Annotated in this window: 6 protein-coding genes and 1 tRNA gene; 1 reads left to right on the top strand and 6 read right to left on the bottom strand. The window is 70.0% G+C overall.

From position 1 onward, the window contains the following. Nucleotides 1-125 precede the first annotated feature (125 nt). The 3 genes from AB0E67_RS28010 to AB0E67_RS28000 all read right to left on the bottom strand — a co-directional run bounded on the left by AB0E67_RS28010 (nucleotide 126) and on the right by AB0E67_RS28000 (nucleotide 9,684). Nucleotides 126-2,921, bottom strand: coding sequence for a DNA translocase FtsK (locus AB0E67_RS28010; RefSeq protein ID WP_362031704.1), 2,796 nt, complete (start codon nucleotides 2,919-2,921; stop codon nucleotides 126-128). Between the two features lie 387 nt (nucleotides 2,922-3,308). Beyond that, nucleotides 3,309-3,986, bottom strand: a complete 678-nt coding sequence (locus tag AB0E67_RS28005; RefSeq protein WP_351516211.1) for a response regulator — start codon at nucleotides 3,984-3,986, stop codon at nucleotides 3,309-3,311. 241 nt (nucleotides 3,987-4,227) lie between these two features. Beyond that, complete coding sequence (locus AB0E67_RS28000; RefSeq protein ID WP_362031703.1) at nucleotides 4,228-9,684, bottom strand: HAMP domain-containing protein; 5,457 nt, start codon at nucleotides 9,682-9,684, stop codon at nucleotides 4,228-4,230. Between the two features lie 477 nt (nucleotides 9,685-10,161). Between AB0E67_RS28000 and AB0E67_RS27995 the strand changes: the two genes are divergently transcribed. Further along, nucleotides 10,162-12,789, top strand: coding sequence for a SpoIIE family protein phosphatase (locus tag AB0E67_RS27995; RefSeq protein WP_362031701.1), 2,628 nt, complete (start codon nucleotides 10,162-10,164; stop codon nucleotides 12,787-12,789). 84 nt (nucleotides 12,790-12,873) lie between these two features. Here the strand turns inward: AB0E67_RS27995 and AB0E67_RS27990 are convergent, their stop codons facing one another. The 3 genes from AB0E67_RS27990 to AB0E67_RS27980 all read right to left on the bottom strand — a co-directional run bounded on the left by AB0E67_RS27990 (nucleotide 12,874) and on the right by AB0E67_RS27980 (nucleotide 14,729). Continuing rightward, the gene (locus tag AB0E67_RS27990; protein ID WP_362031699.1) at nucleotides 12,874-14,019 is read right to left on the bottom strand and encodes a DUF6596 domain-containing protein; all 1,146 of its coding nucleotides are present in this window, start codon (nucleotides 14,017-14,019) and stop codon (nucleotides 12,874-12,876) included. A 7-nt stretch (nucleotides 14,020-14,026) separates the two neighbouring features. Continuing rightward, a complete protein-coding gene (locus AB0E67_RS27985) occupies nucleotides 14,027-14,434 on the bottom strand; it encodes a YciI family protein (RefSeq protein ID WP_362031697.1) in 408 nt (135 codons plus the stop codon). Nucleotides 14,435-14,656: 222 nt separating this feature from the next. Further along, nucleotides 14,657-14,729 (bottom strand) — tRNA-Thr (locus AB0E67_RS27980). Nucleotides 14,730-15,031 lie beyond the last annotated feature (302 nt).

The raw sequence follows: 15,031 nt of genomic DNA, 5'->3' as shown, positions 1-15,031 counted from the left end.
AAGGACTTTGTACGCCATCGGACTCGAACGCGGTCCGCGCGCCGGGCCGCCCCGGGGAGAACCATCCTGCCGCCCCTCCCCTCAACTTGACGTACGACCCGGCGAAACGGTTGCCCGTACTTCACCTACGAGGCGGGTTCCCCGCGGATCAGCGCCAACACCCCGTCCAGCTCGTCGGGTTTCACCAGGACGTCTCGGGCCTTGGAACCCTCGCTCGGTCCCACGATGTTCCGCGACTCCATCAGGTCCATGAGCCGGCCCGCCTTGGCGAAGCCCACCCTCAGCTTGCGCTGGAGCATCGAGGTGGACCCGAACTGGGTGGACACGACCAGCTCGGCGGCCTGGCAGAGCAGGTCCAGGTCGTCGCCGATGTCCTCGTCGATCTCCTTCTTCCTGCCGGTGCCGACCACCACGTCGTCGCGGAAGACCGGCGCCATCTGATCCTTGCAGTGCCGGACGACGGCAGCGACCTCGTCCTCGGTGACGAAGGCCCCCTGCATTCGGGTGGGCTTGTTGGCCCCCATCGGCAGGAACAGCCCGTCGCCCTTCCCGATGAGCTTCTCGGCACCGGGCTGGTCGAGGATGACGCGGCTGTCGGCCAGCGACGACGTCGCGAAGGCGAGCCGCGAGGGCACGTTCGCCTTGATCAGACCCGTGACGACGTCGACCGAGGGCCGCTGGGTGGCGAGCACCAGATGGATCCCCGCGGCGCGGGCCAGTTGGGTGATGCGGACGATGGCGTCCTCCACGTCGCGCGGGGCGACCATCATCAGGTCGGCGAGCTCGTCGACGATCACCAGCAGGTACGGGTACGGCGAGAGCTCGCGCTCGCTGCCCTCCGGCGGCTTGACCTTGCCGTCGCGCACGGCCTGGTTGAAGTCGTCGATGTGCCGGTAGCCGAAGGCGGCGAGGTCGTCGTACCGGAGGTCCATCTCCCGCACGACCCACTGGAGGGCCTCGGCGGCCCGCTTGGGGTTGGTGATGATCGGCGTGATCAGGTGCGGGATGCCCTCGTACGCGGTCAGCTCGACGCGCTTGGGGTCGACCAGCACCATGCGGACGTCCTCCGGGGTCGCCCGCACCATGATCGAGGTGATCAGACAGTTGATGCAGGACGACTTGCCGGACCCGGTGGCACCGGCCACCAGCACGTGCGGCATCTTCGCCAGGTTGGCCATCACATAGCCGCCCTCGACGTCCTTGCCGAGCGCGACCAGCATCGGGTGGTCGTCCTCGGCGGCGTCGGCGAGGCGCAGCACGTCGCCGAGGTTGACCATCTCGCGGTCGCTGTTGGGGATCTCGATGCCCACCGCCGACTTCCCCGGGATAGGGGAGATGATCCGGACATCCGGGCTGGCGACCGCGTACGCGATGTTCTTGGCGAGGGCGGTGATCCGCTCGACCTTCACGGCGGGGCCGAGCTCCACCTCGTAGCGGGTGACCGTCGGGCCCCGGGTGAAGCCGGTGACCGCGGCGTCGACCTTGAACTCGGTGAAGACGTTCGTCAGGGCCGCGACGATCGCGTCGTTGGCGGCGCTGCGGGTCTTGCCGGGCCCGCCGCGTTCCAGCAGGTCGAGCGAGGGCAGCGCGTAGGTGATGTCGCCGGACAGCTGGAGCTGCTCGGCGCGGGCCGGCAGCGGTTCGGACTGCGACCGGTCGGGCGCGGGCTTCGTCAGGTCGGGCACGCTGCCCGACGACACCGGGGACTTCGCCTGCTTCCCTCCCCCGGCGGCGGGCTCGCTCTCCCGGGCGCCCGGGACCGGCGGCGCCGGGCGTTCGCGGTCGACGGAGACGCCCTGGGTGAGGTCGGCGACGATCGGCGAGGGCGGCATGCCGTTGAGCACGGCCCCGTCGAGCGCGGCGGCGGCCGCCGCGGCGACGTCCACCGCGTCCATGGTGCGGTTCATCGCGGGCTGTGCGGAGGGCCTGCGGGGGCCGCGGCGCCGGGAGAGCGCCTCGGCCTCCGCCTGTTCGGGGTCGTACTCCCCGGAGGCCTCGGAACGGCGTGCGGAGGAACGTCGGGAGCGGGCGGGCAGAGCCTCGCGCCACTGCTCCTCGTAGCGCTCGTCGTCGTTCTCCTCGTCCTCCGCGGGATCGTACGGCGGATCCAGGACGCCCAGCTTGGTGCCGAGCAGACGCAGCCGTTGCGGAATGGCGTTGACCGGGGTGGCGGTGACGACGAGCAGCCCGAAGACGGTGAGGAGGAGCAGCAGCGGTACGGCGAGGACCTCGCCCATGGTGTAGATCAACGGCTTGGAGGCGGCCCAGCCGATCAGCCCGCCCGCGTCCTGCATCGCCGTCGTGCCGTCGCCCCTGCCGGGCGATCCGCACGCGATGTGGACCTGTCCCAGCACGCCGACGACCAGGGCGGAGAGTCCGATGACGATACGGCCGTTGGCCTCGGGCCGCTCCGGGTAGCGGATCAGCCGCACGGCGATGGTGCCGAGCAGTATCGGCACGAGCAGATCGAGCCGTCCGAAGGCCCCGGTGACGAGCATCTCGACGAGGTCGCCGACGGGACCGCGCAGGTTGGACCAGGTGCCCGCGGCGACGACGAGCGCCAGGCCGAGCAGGAGCAGGGCGATGCCGTCCTTGCGGTGCGCTGGGTCGAGTCCCTTGGCGCCGCGTCCTATGCCGCGGAACATCGCGCCGACGGCGTGCGCGGCACCGAGCCAGACGGCGCGCGCCAGGCGGTACACGCCGCTGGTGGGCGACGGTGCCGGGCGCGGTGCGGCCGGCCTCCTCGCCGCCTTCTTGGCGGGTGCCTTCTTCGAGGGCGTGCTCTTCTTCGCTGCGGGCTTCTTGGCGGGCGCGGCTTTCTTGGCCGGCGCGGCCTTCTTGACGGGCCCCGCGGTACGGCCGACGCGCTTCGCGGTGCCCGCCGTGCCCTGGGAACCCTTGCCGGACGTACGTGAGGCCATGATGCCGAGGTTACCGGTGCCGACGGCGGTGAACACGTGCGCCTGCCGCTTCACCCGACCGTGTCGCCGGGCGGAGGCCGGAAACTGACACGTCCTCACGCCACCACGCGACGGGACGCGCCTGGTGACGGGCCGTCGGGCAGGCGGAAAAGAGCGGCGGTTGGACGGACGTCCGGACCATCGCCCGTGTCGCGGCCGGGAATCGACCCGTGTCCGCTTCCCCGGCGTCGAGGAGACGCGTGTCCGGACGTCGGTCTCCGCATGTCCGTGCACCGCTCCGTACGCCGCCGGGTCCCGGCGCGCCGGCGGAACCGCTCCCGCCCGAGCGTGCGGAGGCGCTTGCCCTACGACGCGGGCATGCCCCCACGGCCCGTCGGGGCCGGACTGCTACGAAGGAAGGGCGGCCGTTCCGCTGCCGGTACCCGGCTCCAGCGCGTCGAGCGCCCGGCGCAGACCGGTCAGTTTGCGTTCCAGATGGGCGGCGGTGGCCACGGCCGCGGCGTCCGCCGACTCGTCGTCGAGCTGCTTGGAGAGCGCTTCGGCCTGCTCCTCCACTGCGGCGAGCCGCGCCGAGAGCTCGGCCAGCAGTCCGGCGGGTTCCCCGTCCTGGCCGACGCCTCCCTCGGCGTCGCCCTCCAGCTGGAGCCGCAGCAGCGCCGCCTGCTCGCGCAGCTTGCAGTTCTTCGTGTACAGCTCGACGAAGACCGAGACCTTCGCCCGGAGCACCCATGGGTCGAACGGCTTCGAGATGTAGTCCACCGCGCCCGCCGCGTAGCCCCTGAAGGTGTGATGCGGTCCGTGATTGATCGCGGTGAGGAAGATGATCGGGATGTCCCGGGTCCGTTCCCGCCGCTTGATGTGCGCCGCGGTTTCGAAACCGTCCATCCCAGGCATCTGGACGTCCAGCAGAATGACCGCGAAGTCGTCCGTGAGCAGCGCTTTGAGCGCTTCCTCCCCTGACGATGCCCGTACCAGTGTCTGATCGAGCGCAGAGAGGATGGCCTCCAGCGCCAGCAGATTCTCCGGCCGGTCATCGACCAGGAGGATCTTGGCCTTCTGCACCATGGCCCGTCCTCCTCGCCCCGGAATTGCACCGGGCGCCGCCCCAGGGGACGACTCCCTTACGCCGTCCGTCCTTGTGCCGGTCATGGTAGCCGCACCCTGCCCGTCACCACACCCTGTCACCGCGATGTCACTGTGCACACAGCGAAAACGCGGCGGGCGGCGGGAAGGTTCCCGCCGCGCCCCTCCTCGCGCCTCGAACAGAGTCGATCTTGAAATCGCGGCAATTCGCTCCGCTCGGTGATCACTCTCCGCGCATCCACTGCTCCATTACGGAAAGGAGATGATCAGGATCAACCGGCTTGGTGACATAGTCGGAAGCACCGGATTCGATCGCCTTTTCCCGGTCGCCCTTCATCGCCTTCGCGGTCAGCGCGACGATCGGCAGTCCGGCGAACTGCGGCATCCGGCGGATCGCCGCCGTCGTGGCATAGCCGTCCATCTCCGGCATCATGATGTCCATCAGCACGACCGTCACATCGTCGTGCTGCTCCAGGACTTCGATGCCGACACGGCCGTTCTCGGCGTACAGCACCGACAGGCCGTGCTGCTCCAGCACGCTGGTGAGCGCGAAGACGTTGCGGATGTCGTCGTCGACGATCAGCACCTTCTCCCGGTGGAACCGGAACGTCCTGCGGACCTCCGCCTCCTCCTGGACGCCGGGAGCCCACGACTCCTGCCCGGTGGCCGCGGCCGAGGAGCGGGACGGCAGCGCGGGCTGTTGCCCCGCACCCCCCAGCGCCTTGCGACGGTGCCGGACCGGTCCGGCGGCCCCCGAAGCGGCCTGGACACCGCCGGAACCGGCCGGATCGTGCGCGGCCGTCATCGGCACGGCACCCGGTGCGCCCTCCGCGAGCGGCGTCTCCTCGGCCGCCGCCCCCTGCGCCGCGGCCTCCTCCGGACCGTTCTGCGGGAAGCCCTGCGACGGCAACTCGCTCGGGTGCAGCGGCAGGTACAGCGTGAACGTCGAGCCGCGACCGGGCTCGCTCGCCGCGTGGATCTCGCCGCCCAGCAGCCGGGCGATCTCCCGGCTGATGGACAGCCCCAGCCCCGTGCCGCCGTACTTGCGGCTGGTCGTGCCGTCCGCCTGCTTGAACGCCTCGAAGATCACCAGCATCTTGCTCGCCGCGATCCCGATGCCGGTGTCGGTGACCGAGAAGGCGATCAGGTCGGCATCGGCGTCGCGCAGCGAACCGGCCTCCAGCAGCTGCTCGCGGATGGCGTGCGGCACGTCGTCGGCGGCGAGCCGGATGACCAGTTCGACCGCCCCGCTGTCGGTGAACTTCACCGCGTTGGAAAGGAGGTTGCGCAGCACCTGGAGCAGGCGTTGTTCGTCCGTGTGCAGCGTCGCGGGCAGTTCCGGGGAGACCCGTACGGAGAAATCGAGCCCCTTCTCCGCGGTGAGCGGCCGGAACGTCGCCTCCACGTAGTCGACCAGCTGGACCAGCGCGATCCGGGTCGGGCTGACGTCCATCTTGCCCGCCTCGACCTTCGTGAGATCGAGGATGTCGTTGATCAGCTGAAGCAGATCGGAACCGGCTCCGTGGATCGTCTCGGCGAACTCCACCTGCTTCGGCGAGAGATTGCCCTCCGCGTTGTCCGCGAGCAACTTGGCGAGAATCAGCAGCGAGTTGAGCGGAGTGCGCAGCTCGTGCGACATGTTCGCCAGGAACTCGGACTTGTAGCGCATGGAGACCGCGAGCTGTTCGGCGCGTTCCTCCAGGACCTGCCGGGCGTCCTCGATCTCGGTGTTCTTGACCTCGATGTCGCGGTTCTGCCGGGCCAACAGCTCGGCCTTTTCCTCCAGTTCGGTATTGGACGCCTCAAGGGCCTCCTGACGGTTCTCCAACTCCTTGGAACGGTCCCGCAATTGCTGGGCCAGTTCCTGCGACTGCTCGAGGAGCTTCTCGGTCTTCGTGTTGACGCTGATGGTGTTGACGCTCGTCGCGATCATTTCGGCGAGCTGGTTCAGGAAGTCCCGCTGAATCTGTGTGAACGGCTGGAACGAGGCCAGCTCGATCACACCGAGGACCTTGCCCTCGAAAAGCACCGGCAGCACGATCACATGCGCGGGAGGTGCCTCGCCGAGCCCGGAGGAGATCTTCAGATACCCCGGCGGAACGTTGTCCACCTGAATGGTCCGCTTCTCCTCCGCCGCCGTCCCGATCAGCGTCTCACCGGGACGGAACGAGGTCGGCATCGTCCCGGCCGAGTACCCGTAGCTGCCTCTCATGCGCAGCTCGTACGAACCGTCCTGGTCGCCGTCCACCCCCACCGTGTCGGTGTCCCCGATCGGCATGGCCAGGAAGAACGCACCGTGCTGCGCGGAGACCACCGGCGTCAGCTCGCTCATGATCAGCGAGGCCACGTCGTCCAGATCGCGCCGGCCCTGCATCAGACCGGAGATCCGCGCGAGGTTGCCCTTGAGCCAGTCCTGTTCCTTGTTGGTGGCCGTGGTGTCGCGCAGGTTGGCGATCATCGTGTTGATGTTGTCCTGCAGCGCCTGGATCTCACCGGCCGCGTCCACGTCGACCTTGAGGTTGAGATCGCCCCGGGTCACGGCGGTGGCGACCGCCGCGATGGCCCGGACCTGGCGGGTGAGGTTTCCGGCCATCTCGTTCACCGACTCGGTGAGATCGCGCCAGGTGCCGTCGACGTCCCGGACGCGTGCCTGACCACCCAGCTGGCCCTCCGTGCCCACCTCGCGGGCCACCCGGGTCACCTGCTCGGCGAACGAGGACAGCTGGTCGACCATCGTGTTGATGGTGTCCTTGAGCTCCAGGATCTCGCCGCGGGCATCGATGTCGATCTTCTTCGTGAGGTCGCCCTTGGCGATGGCCGTGGTCACCGCGGCGATCTGGCGCACCTGGCCGGTCAGGTTGGACGCCATCGAGTTCACCGACTCGGTCAGGTCCTTCCACGTACCGGACACCCCCGGTACGCGCGCCTGGCCGCCCAGTTCGCCCTCCGTGCCCACCTCGCGGGCCACCCGCGTCACCTCGTCGGCGAACGAGGACAGCGTCGTCACCATCGTGTTGACGGTGTCGGCGAGTTCGGCGACCTCGCCGCGCGCCTCCACGGTGACCTTCTTCGTCAGGTCCCCGTTGGCGACCGCGGACGACACCCGGGAGATGTTCCGCACCTGGCTGGTCAGATTGTTGGCCATCAGGTTGACGTTGTCGCTGAGGTCCTTCCAGATGCCGGTGGCACCGCGCACCCGCGCCTGCCCGCCGAGGATGCCCTCCGTGCCCACCTCACGGGCGACCCGCGTCACCTCGTCGGCGAAGTTGAGCAGCTGGTCGACCATGGTGTTGACGGTCGTGACCAGTTCGAGGATCTCGCCCTTGGCGTCGACCGTGATCTTCTTGGAGAGATCGCCGTTGGCGACCGCGGTGGTGACCTCGGCGATGTTGCGGACCTGGAGGGTCAGGTTGTTCGCCATGCCGTTGACGGACTGGGTGAGGTCCTTCCACGTACCGGACACGCCCTGCACCTCGGCCTGACCGCCGAGGATGCCCTCCGTACCGACCTCACGGGCCACCCGTGTCACCTGCTCGGCGAAGTTCGAGAGCTGGTCCACCATCGTGTTCAGGGTGTTCTTCAGCTCCAGGATCTCGCCGCGCGCGTCCACGTCGATCTTCTGCGACAGGTCGCCCCGCGCCACCGCCGTGGCGACCTGGGCGATGCTGCGGACCTGGTCGGTGAGATTGCCTGCCATGCCGTTCACCGAGTCGGTCAGATCGCGCCACACACCGGCCACCCCGGGCACCTGGGCCTGCCCGCCGAGCCGCCCGTCCGTGCCCACCTCGCGGGCCACCCTGGTCACCTGGTCGGCGAAGGCGGAGAGCTGATCAACCATCGTGTTGATGGTGTTCTTCAGCTCCAGGATCTCGCCGCGCGCGTCCACGTCGATCTTCTGCGACAGGTCGCCCCGCGCCACCGCAGTCGTCACCTGGGCGATCTCACGGACCTGGGACGTCAGGTTCCCGGCCATGAAGTTGACGGAGTCCGTGAGCTCCTTCCAGGTGCCGGAGACGCCGTCGACCCGCGCCTGACCGCCCAGCCGGCCCTCCGTGCCCACGTCCCGCGCCATCCGCGTGACCTGGTCGGCGAAGGACGAGAGCTGCGCCACCATCGTGTTGACGGTGTTCTTCAGCTCCAGCATCTCCCCCGCGACGTCGACCGTGACCTTCTGCGACAGGTCCCCGTTCGCGACCGCGGTCGTCACCTGCGCGATGTCCCGCACCTGACCCGTCAGGTTCCGGAACGCGGTGTTCACCGAGTCGGTGAGGTCCTTCCACGTGCCCGCCGCACCCGGCACCTCTGCCTGGCCGCCCAGCCGGCCCTCGACGCCGACCTCCCGCGCCACCCGCGTCACTTCCGAACCGAAGGACTGCAGCTGATCGACCATCGTGTTGACGGTGTTCTTCAGCTCCAGCATCTCGCCGGCCACGTCGACCGTGACCTTCTGCGACAGGTCGCCGCTGGCCACCGCCGTGGTCACCTGCGCGATGTCCCGCACCTGCGTCGTCAGATTACGGAAGACCGTGTTCACCGAATCGGTGAGGTCCTTCCAGGTCCCGGCTGCCCCCGGCACCTGCGCCTGCCCGCCGAGCAGCCCCTCGCCGCCGATCTCGCTCGCCACTCGGGTCACTTCGTCCGCGAAGGTCCGCAGCGTCTCGGTCATCTGGTTGATGGTCTCGGCCAGTTGTGCGACCTCGCCGCGCGCGCTCACCCTCACCTTCTGCGACAGGTCGCCGTTGGCGACGGCCATGGTCACCTCGGCGATGCCTCGCACCTGGGAGGTCAGGTTCCCCGCCATCGTGTTGACGGAGTCGGTGAGGTCCTTCCACACACCGGCCACGCCGGGCACCTGCGCCTGCCCGCCCAGCTCGCCCTCCGTGCCCACCTCGCGGGCGACCCGCGTCACCTCGGACGAGAACGACGACAGCTGGTCGACCATCGTGTTCACGGTGTTCTTCAGCTGGAGCATCTCACCGGCCACGTGGACGGTGACCTTCCGCGACAGATCCCCCTTGGCGACCGCCGTCGTGACCAGGGCGATGTCCCGCACCTGGGCGGTCAGTCGGTACGCCATGGTGTTCACGGAGTCCGTGAGGTCCTTCCACGACCCGGACATCCCGCGCACCTGGGCCTGCCCGCCCAGCTTGCCCTCGGTCCCCACCTCGACCGCGACCCTGGTGACCTGCTCGGTGAACGCCGAGAGCTGGTCGACCAGGTTGTTGACCGTACGGGCGACCTTCAGGAACTCGCCGCGCAGCGGCCGTACCGCCCCGTCGGCCGTGTACGACCGCAGCTCCATGCGCTGTTCGAGATCGCCGTCGGCCACCGCCGCCAGCACCCGCCCGACCTCCGAGACCGGGCGGGCCAGATCGTCGACCAGTTCGTTGGAGGCGTCGATGGCGGCGGCCCACGACCCCTCGCAGGCGCCCGTCTCCAGCCGCTCGGTGAGCTTCCCCTCCCGCCCGACCACGCGCCGCACCCGGGCCAGCTCCCCGGTGAGGTGCAGATTGCGGTCGGCGACCTCGTTGAACAGCGCCGCGATCTCCGCCATCACGCCGTCCCCGGAGACCGTCAGGCGCCGGCGGAAGTTCCCGTCGCGCATCGCCACCAGTCCGGCCAGCAGTCTGTTGAGCGCCGCCGCGTCGACCTCGATGGTGCCGTTGCGCTGTTTCTTCACGGACTGTCCGCCTTGTGTGCGCGTTCCTGATCCCCGCGCCGCCACGCCAGACTCCACCGTGTCCCTCCCGCAGGGGTTGACCGTTTCGCTCGGGTCCTGTCTGGGAGCTTGCCCAGATCCTCTTTGGCTCACCGCCACTGCCCACCGTCGACGGGTGACCATGCGGACGTCAAATCGTTGAAACGTACCAGGCCCGACCTGATCGGAGTGCGACCTCCACCGGTTGTCGCCACGGCCCCGCCGAGAAGTCCGGACTTGTCCGCCCACTTGCCCGATCCTGGCCGTTCCTGCGCGAAGTCGGACCTCGTGTACCGGGCACCGAGACCGAGCGTCTAGCCTGGCTAGTGCTGTGGCCGGGAAGATTCGCCGGACGCCACGTGCCGGTGACCCTTCCCGGTCACAGCACGACGACAGGTCCTAGGCGAATCGAAGCGGCGAGAAACGGGCACAGGATTCGGGGAAGCGACGAGACACCACATGGGGAGTGCTGTGATCACCGCGCGCGCGGCAGCCACCTTCGACCCGGTCGGGCGCTCGGTCGCTGCGGCCCGCGCCTTCGTCCGGGACACCCTCCAGGGTTGGGGGTACACGGACGTCGTCGACGACGCGGTCGTCCTCACCAGCGAACTCGTGACGAACGCCGTGGTCCACGCCGGCACCGCCGCGGACGTGCTCTGTCTGCGCACGGAGGACGGCGTCCGGATCGAGGTCTCCGACCACTATCCGGAGCGGGAGGTCCCGCTCAGGCGCCCGGGCCCGGATCACACGGGCCCGGAGCGTGAGAACGGCCGGGGACTGCTGCTCTGCGCGGCACTGGCCTCCCGGTGGGGCGTCGAGTACTCCCCCACCCACAAGCACGTCTGGTTCCAGCTGGACCTGCCCGAGCGCCCGGTGGGCATCCGCTCCGCCGGCCCGCAGCTCCCGGTCGGCCTGCTCCCGGTCGCCGACGAACGGGTACGGGTGGCCGTCGCCCAGACCGACAGCACCGGTTGCGTCACCGCCTGGAACGAGGACGCCACGTTCCTTTTCGGCTACACCCCCGACCAGGTCCTCGGCAAACAGCTCACCGACTTCACGGCGTGGCCGCAGACGCCTGGCACCAACACCGGCATCGCCGAGGCCCTGCGGCTGTCGCACTGGGAGGGCAGCTACGGCATCCGGGGCGCCGACGGCCGCACCATCCCCGTCTACGCCTCCCACCTGCGGGTCCGCGATCCGCACGGCGAACCGTCCACCGTCTGTCTGCTGGTGCGCGACTACGAACGCGCCGTCCTCCAGTCCCCGCCTCGCACCCCGGTCTCCGACGCGAACGTCGAAAACCGCAAGGCGGACCCGTTCGAGATCTTCATCGGCTCCCCGGCCCCCGACGACCTCGACGGCCTGCTCCAGCGCACGGTCGAGCGGGCACGCGACATGCTCGACTCCGATTCGGCGTTCCTGCTGCTCGCCACGGACGACGAGACGGAACTGGAGGTGCGGGCCACGACGGGCCTGCCCTCCGCCCGCCAGCGTTTCGCCCGCGTTCCGGTGGAGGCCGGAACGGGACGTTACGGCTCCGCCCGGATGCCCGCCGTCCACGAGGACCTGGACACGGTCCCCGGAGCCGTCCCGCTGCTCGCGGGCACGGGCATGCGCTCCGTCGTCACCGTGCCGCTCAAGGTCGAGGGGCGTCTGACGGGCTCGTTGGGCGTCGCCGCGGAGGCCGCGGGCCGGTACACAAACGAGGAGGCGCTGCGTCTCCAGTTCGCCGCGGACCGCATCGCGCTGGCCGTCGAGTCGGCCCGGCTGGGCGAGCTGGAGCGCCTGCGCCGCGGTTCGCTGTCCTTCCTCGTCGAGGCGTCCGACCTCCTCGCGGGCACCCTGGACCGGGACCAGACCCTGGCGCTGATGGCACAGATGACGGTCCCCACCCTGGCCAACTGGTGCGCCGTCTACACGATCGCCGACCAGTCCTCGGACCCCTACCTCTCCTATGTGCTGCACGAGGACGAGGAACGCATCGACGGGCTCAAGGCCCTGCTCTCCAGGATCGCCCCGCCGGACCCCGTGCCGACCCCCGGCGCCCGCGTCTGGCACGCCCCGTCCGAAGCGGCCCATCGGGCGGCCCTGCGCACCTCGATGCGCACGCTCGGCCTGTCCGAACCCGGCGGTCCGGGCCCCGGCATCGGTACGACGCTCGCCACCGCGGCGGCGGTGGGCGGCGAGACCGTGGTCCTGCCGCTCGTCGCCCGGAACCGCGTCATCGGCATGCTCACGCTCGGAAAGCCCGCGGACGACCACTTCCGCCAGGAGAGCCTGGAACTGGCCGAGGACCTGTCCCGGCGTGCCGCGCTCGCCCTGGACAACGCCCGGCTCTACTCGGAGCGCATGGCGATCAGCCAGTCGCTCCAGCGGAGTCTGCTGCCGCCGGAACTGCCGGAGGTCCCCAATGTCGAGATCGAGGTCATCTACCGCGCGGCGGGCGAGGGCAACGAGGTCGGCGGCGACTTCTACGACGTGTTCCCCATCCGCGACGGCGCCTACGGCTTCGCCATCGGCGATGTCTGCGGTACGGGCCCGCAGGCCGCGGCCGTCACGGGCCTCGCCCGTCACGCCCTGCGCCTCCTCGCCCGCGAGGGCTTCGGCGGCCCGGCGGTCCTGGAGCGCCTCAACGCCGCGATCCTGGACGAGGGCGCCCGCAGCCGCTTCCTGACGCTCCTTTACGGCGAGCTGTGGCCCCAGGAGGACGGCAGCGCTCTCCTGAAGGTGGTCTGCGCGGGTCACCCTCTGCCGCTGCGCCTGCGCCAGGACGGCTCCGTCGAGGCCGCGGCCGAACCACAGCCGCTGCTGGGCGTCATGGAGGACCTCGACCTGTACGAGCAGACAGTGACGCTCGCTCCGGGCGATGTCCTGCTGTGCGTGACGGACGGCGTCACGGAACGCCGTGAGGGCACCCGCATGCTCGGCGACGACGGCCTGGCCGACGTCCTCGCCACGTGTACGGGCCTGACGGCCGGCGCGGTGGCGGCACGCATCCTGCGGGCCGTCGAGCGCTTCGCCGCCGAACCGGCCTCCGACGACATGGCCATCCTCGCCATGCGCGTCCCCGAACCACCCGCCGCCTGAACGCAGTCCACGGTCCGGGCACTTCAGCGGGCGGGTTCGGCCGACGGGGCCGCACCAGCGTCGCGAGAGTCCGTGCGCGCCCTGTCAGCGACGCAGACGGGCGTTGAGCCGGGCGGCCTGGCGCGTCAGGTGATCGCGCTCGGCGAGATCGGCTGCCTTGCGGGCCGCCTCGGCATACAGGCGCGCCGCCGTGGCCAGGTCGCCGTCGCGCTCATGGAGGTACGCCGCCGCCGCGGAGTGGCGGGGCAGTGAATCGTCCAGCGCCGCGAGCGCCGCCAGGCCGGCGCGCGGTCCATCGGCCTCACCGACGGCCACCGCGCGATTGAGCCGGACGACCGGACTGTCGGTCAGGCGCGCGAGCTCGTCGTACCACTCGACGATCTGCACCCAGTCGGTCTCCGCGGCGCTGGGCGCGTCGGCGTGGAGGGCCGCGATCGCGGCCTGGGCCTGGTACTCGCCCAGCCGGTCACGGGCGAGGGCCGCCTGAAGGATCCCGATGCCCTCGGCGATCGTTCCGGTGTCCCACCTGCCCCGGTCCTGCTCGGCGAGCGGCACCAGGCTCCCGTCGGACGCGGTCCGGGCAGCGCGCCGGGCGTGGTGGAGCAGCATGAGGGCGAGCAGCCCCGCCACCTCGGGGTGGTCGAACTGGGCCGCGAGCTGCCGGGTGAGCCGGATGGCCTCGGCGGCGAGGTCGACGTCGCCGGAGTAGCCCTCGTTGAAGACCAGATAGAGGACGCGCAGCACGGTGGCGACGTCACCGGGCTGATCGAACCGCACGGCGGACACGGCGCGTTTGGCCCGGCTGATGCGCTGCGCCATGGTCGCCTCGGGCACCAGGTAGGCCCGGGCGATCTGGCGGGTGGTCAGCCCGCCGACGGCGCGCAGTGTGAGCGCGACCGCGGACGACGGCGTCAGCGACGGGTGGGCGCACAGGAAATAGAGCTGGAGCGTGTCGTCCACCGCGGGCGCGGGCCCGGGTGCCGGCTCCTCGTCGACGACGTTCTCACGCCGACGGCGGGCGACGTCCGCCCGGGTCGCGTCGAGGAACCGGCGCCAGGCGACGGTGACCAGCCAGCCCTTCGGGTCCCGAGGTGGGTCGGCCGGCCAGACGCGGACCGCCTCGACCAGTGCGTCCTGTACGGCGTCCTCGGCCGCCGCGAAGTCGGCTCCGCGGCGGACGAGGATCCCGAGCACGCTCGGCGTGAGGCTCCGGAGCAGGCTCTCGTTCATCCGGAGGTCACTCCGTGATGGTGGGCGGCGCGGCCAGGAACGGCCGCACCTCCAGCCATTCGTGAATCGGCTTCCCGCCCGCTCCGGGAGCGGCCGACAGTTCCCCCGCCAGCTCGATGGCACGCTCGTAGCTGTCGACGTCGATCACCATCCAGCCGGCGATGAGGTCCTTCGTCTCGGCGAACGGGCCGTCGGTGACCGGCGGGCGCCCCTCGCCGTCGTACCGGACGAACGTCCCCTCGGGGGCGAGCGCCTGGCCGTCGACGAACTCGCCGGTCGCTTCGAGCCGGGCCGCGAAGTCCTCCATGTACTGCACGTGGGCCGAGATCTCCTCCGGCGTCCACTGGTCCATGGGCACGTCGTTGATCGCAGCCGGGGCGCCTCGGTAGTGCTTGAGCAGCAGGTACTTGGCCATCGTGTCTCTCCTCGGTGCTGATGCGACCCATTGTGGCCGCGTTCATCAGGGAGACGGAGCCGGTCACGGGATCTCGACATCCCTGCCCGAACATTTTTGGCCCGCGCAGACGAACCCGGGCATGCCACGACGGACGGCACGTCGTGCCCCGACCCTCGGTGAGTGAACCCTGTATCGAACATGCAAAAGGCCCTCACCGACTGGTGAGGGCCTTTCTTCCTGAGCCCCAATGCGGAATCGAACCGCAGACCTTCTCCTTACCATGGAGACGCTCTACCGACTGAGCTATTGGGGCCTGCTGCGCTGTGGCAACGATGTAATCATACCCTGAACTCAGGGGTGCTCAGAACCACTGGCCACAGAAGAATCTGACGGCTTTTCACCCTTCCCCCGGCTGCCGGAGGATCCGTGTCCCCCTGCCTCCAGCCCGTGCCGACTCCTCCGGCTGTGGTGCCGTAGGCCCGAGCGAGGCGGACCGAGCAGGCCAGTTGCTGAATCTGCCTTGAACGCGAGAAAGCCCCGCACCACAAGGGTGCGGGGCTTCCCCACAAAAACTGTTCGGCGGCGACCTACTCTCCCACAGGGTCCCCCCTGCAG

Source organism: Streptomyces sp. NPDC032161, assembly GCF_040636995.1.
Taxonomy (GTDB): Bacteria; Actinomycetota; Actinomycetes; order Streptomycetales; family Streptomycetaceae; genus Streptomyces.
The sequence above is the reverse complement of the archived record's forward strand: the minus strand, read 5'-3'. Positions and strand labels throughout refer to the sequence as shown.